General features: G+C 46.4%; 3 protein-coding genes. All 3 read left to right on the forward strand.

Features of this window, described 5'->3' with window-relative positions; genetic code table 11:
* Positions 1 to 1,089, forward strand: a 1,089-nt coding sequence (locus QUB63_RS34870; RefSeq protein WP_332949959.1) for a hypothetical protein, incomplete at its 5' end; no start/stop codon positions are given.
* Positions 1,090 to 1,520: 431 nt separating this feature from the next.
* Positions 1,521 to 2,234 carry a hypothetical protein gene (locus QUB63_RS34875; RefSeq protein ID WP_332949960.1) on the forward strand — a complete coding sequence of 238 codons (714 nt, stop codon included), beginning with the start codon at positions 1,521 to 1,523 and terminating at the stop codon, positions 2,232 to 2,234.
* Between the two features lie 151 nt (positions 2,235 to 2,385).
* The gene (locus QUB63_RS34880) at positions 2,386 to 2,760 is read left to right on the forward strand and encodes a hypothetical protein (protein ID WP_332949961.1); all 375 of its coding nucleotides are present in this window, start codon (positions 2,386 to 2,388) and stop codon (positions 2,758 to 2,760) included.
* Positions 2,761 to 3,482: the final 722 nt, after the last annotated feature.

The following is a 3,482-nucleotide window of genomic DNA, read 5'->3' on the forward strand; positions in this document are numbered from 1 at the left end:
GCAGCGCCTATCCCTGAACCTGAGCCTGAGATGACCGTAGGTGAGATGTGGGAGGATTACTTGGAATGGAAGCGTCCGCAATTGCAGCCGACTACGTTTGAATTTTTGTTTCAAAAAAATTACACAAACATCATCAGGGGTTTGACGTACAACAGAAAGCAAGCGGAATTCGAGGTCTTTGGAATTGCAATGTGGGGGTTATTGTTATCAGATTTTAACATAAACACCCTATTGCAATTCCCGTGCGCTATTAGTAGCAAAAGGAGGGTTTGCGCTTCACTTTTTGAAGCCTTTGCTCGTTTGCAGTCACTAGGTAAAACCAGGCTCGCAATCAACCCATTTGTGATGCCTACTGGCGTCGGCGAGAATAAAACTGACAAGTACAAACCACAGACCAATGCTGATGGTACGGTTGACTTGCGCTGGTGGGACAAGGCTGATAGTGAAACTGATTCGGAGGAAAAGGATAGGCGGTATTTTAGCAAGGAAGAGCGCGACATTATCATCAAGACGTTCTATGATTGCAGGAATGACTCACCGCGTCAAGTTGCACCATTAGTCGAATTCCGATTCCTGACTGGTTGTCGCAGTGGTGAGGCTTTTGCTCTTGAATGGAAAGATGTATTCTTGGGGCGTGACAAGGATTACATTCGATTCAGTAAAAGCTTTAGCGGTCGGAATAAAAGCACTCAAGTTACCAAGACAGGTGAGACTCGACTGTTCAAAATCTACCCCAAGCTGAATGACCTGCTGATGCGTATTAAGCCTCTTGACGCTAAGCCTACTGATTTAGTTTTTACCAAGTTAAATGGCAAGCACTGGAGTAGCTCTTCAGTTGCTGACTTATGGTTGGGTTGGCGTCGGTCAAGGGATGATACCTTCTACCCCGGCGTAGTGACCCAACTTGCGGATGACGGCTTAATAGATGGCTACCTGCCGTTTTACTGTTGCCGTCACACGTTTATCAGCTTACAGGCACACGCCGGTGCAGACTTACTCTTGTTGGCTACCGCCTGTGGCAACAGTGTCGAGGCAATTCAACGCCATTACTTAGGAATTGACACGACTGTTAAGTTAATCGACATCTAACCTACCCTTCTTTCCCACCGACCGCCCCCTAAAAAGGGCGGTTTTTTATTGCCCGATCGCTGGCACGGAAGTCAAAATATTTCGGTCACGTCGTGTGCATAGCGTGAATCTAGTGGAAAGTTTCTTTCTATTTGAGTGCATTTCTAGGCGTAGCCGCCTACTGTAGCCGCCTACTTGTAAAAATGAAGGTAAGTAGTCAAACAAAAACCCGGCTGTTACGCATAATATCACTTGTGTCATGTGATTAACGGTAATCGATCCCAGTCGGTCGGTAACAAAACTTAACCCTTTTAGGGATTGACAAATTTACTTGCCCTCTGCGATCGTCTAGTAATGAGGAAGATTGATAGGCGCGACTACCCGGTGTTCTTAGCACCGAATAGTTACGACTTCCCCAACCGTTAAGTCACAACGCTTGGAGCAAGATTATTATGTCACAAAAGTCCGTTGCGGGCGTACCGCGATCGCAATTCTTAGCGTATTCGTGGGACGGCCCCTTGGCGCTTCGCTGGTATCGGGAAGCCGTGTTTGACGGCATTTCTCACTCAGCAGCCTTTTCTATTTTTGATGTCGGTGTCAATTCCGTGCAGTGGCTTCACTACTACCAAGCCCCCGTGCTACTACCAGAACAATGCGACAACCTCTACAGTGTCGAGCCAAAAACTACCGATCGCTTAATCCGCAATTTTGACCCGCAACTGCGGCAAGACGGTATGTTTTGGTGTCCGGAAACGCACTTAGCTGATGCAGAACCTGTACTAGGACTGTGCTGGATAGGCAAGCCGAGCCTTAATTATTTGTTGCCCCCCAGGGCTGTACTGAAGTTGGCTTGCTTTATGCCAGCTACGACCTTTACTATGCGAGCGCTGGCACTTTTGGAGGTAATAGCAAAGCCCGCTTACGAGCCGTTACCCGAACCAGTAAAGATGAGCCAGCACTATCGAACGGTAGAAAAACGGCTTGCCCCCAAGGATAAAAACGTTTTGATTCAAGAAGCGCAGGACAAGGGCATCTACGCCTACGCCAAGCACTTTGGCGACTTGGATAGAGGGGTCACTTGGAGACGACTGTTAACTCACTACGAGCGGGGCGGACAGTTTCCGCCTACTCGCGCCGAACTCAACGAAATAAAACTTGAGTTTTAGCTCTGGTAAGCCCTCTTTTAAGTCCATTTTTACAAGTAGCCGCCCAAGGTAGGCGGCTACGCCAGGAAATACACTTAGTTGCTCAGGTAGTGAACCCAGAAAAATCACTTGATACAAGTGATTGCTGAACAGTTAATCTTTGGAGAACAAAATGGAAATTGAAACGACTCCCTGGCACGAAACGAGAACCCTTGTCTCTCCCGCAGTTGAGATGCTGCAAGAGGAGGGACTGATTCAGTACAAAAAATCGTACCTTAAAACTGAAAGCCCTCAAACGGCAAACTCTAAACCTCGGTTTATTCACTACAACGTGAATTACGTCAAGTATTGCTTTCTGAAAGAGTTTTACCAGTTTTTATTTGACGGTGTTAGACAGGAAGTTTTTTCCGAGGGAGACGAGAATGAGTTACTTGTCATTATTAATGGCGTTGTAACCGATTTTGTCCAATATTGCGGCGAACACCCTTCAGAGGAAGACGCTCGCGAACTGTTCCGAACTTTTTGCAAAATTCACTTCTTCAGATAGTTCGTTTTTTAGTCTAGCCGCTCCGACCACCGGGGCGGTTTTTTTATTGTAATCGTTGCGCGCGGTTGGTTACTTAACCGCAATAAACACCTTTTTTGAATAACTTGCGAAAATATTCCTAAGCCTATATGGTTTCGCGACGCAATAATATGCGTTTAAGCGTAGTTCAGCGCAAGAAAATTTGTTCAAACCCATAGGGTTTTGACAAGTCCTTTTTCGCTGTCACTTACTGCACTTTGCGGTTCTTGCCATCCACCGACAGGCTATAATCAGAACCAGGACTGATTAATGCTCTCCGCAAAAATTAGTCCGCCTGGTCGGCAGGCAAAAAAAGAGTCGCATCCTTTTGCAGAGGAACGCGACAAACAAAAAAATAAAACTAAACTCACTCTAACTCGATCGTGTAACCAGCGGCAAAAAATGTGCGGCAAACTTTAAACTTTTTAGTTTGCGAGTTACGAAAAAAAACAATGCGTTCCTCTGCACTAGATATGACGACTCTCCTTGTATAAATACTTTGGAGAACGTTATGTATAGTATATCTACAATCAACACGTCCGTCAATACTGTCTCCAGTCACAAATTTTCTTCCCCTTTTCAGTTATTAACGAGACACCTCATGGAGCTGGACAAGCGCGGGCTTGGCAGCGAGTGGGGACGCGCCAGTTGCTGGACGGCGACAGCAAGGGAAGCATTAGTATACTTGGGGCACACTCCCCCCA

The sequence above is a fragment of the Microcoleus sp. ARI1-B5 genome (assembly GCF_036705795.1).
Taxonomy (GTDB): Bacteria; Cyanobacteriota; Cyanobacteriia; order Cyanobacteriales; family Microcoleaceae; genus Microcoleus.

What these genes read in the sequence shown, in the direction of transcription:
- QUB63_RS34880 (WP_332949961.1), top strand. Translation starts at nt 2,386, where the DNA reads ATGGAAATTGAAACGACTCCCTGGCACGAAACGAGAACCCTTGTCTCT.
- QUB63_RS34875 (WP_332949960.1), top strand. Translation starts at nt 1,521, where the DNA reads ATGTCACAAAAGTCCGTTGCGGGCGTACCGCGATCGCAATTCTTAGCG.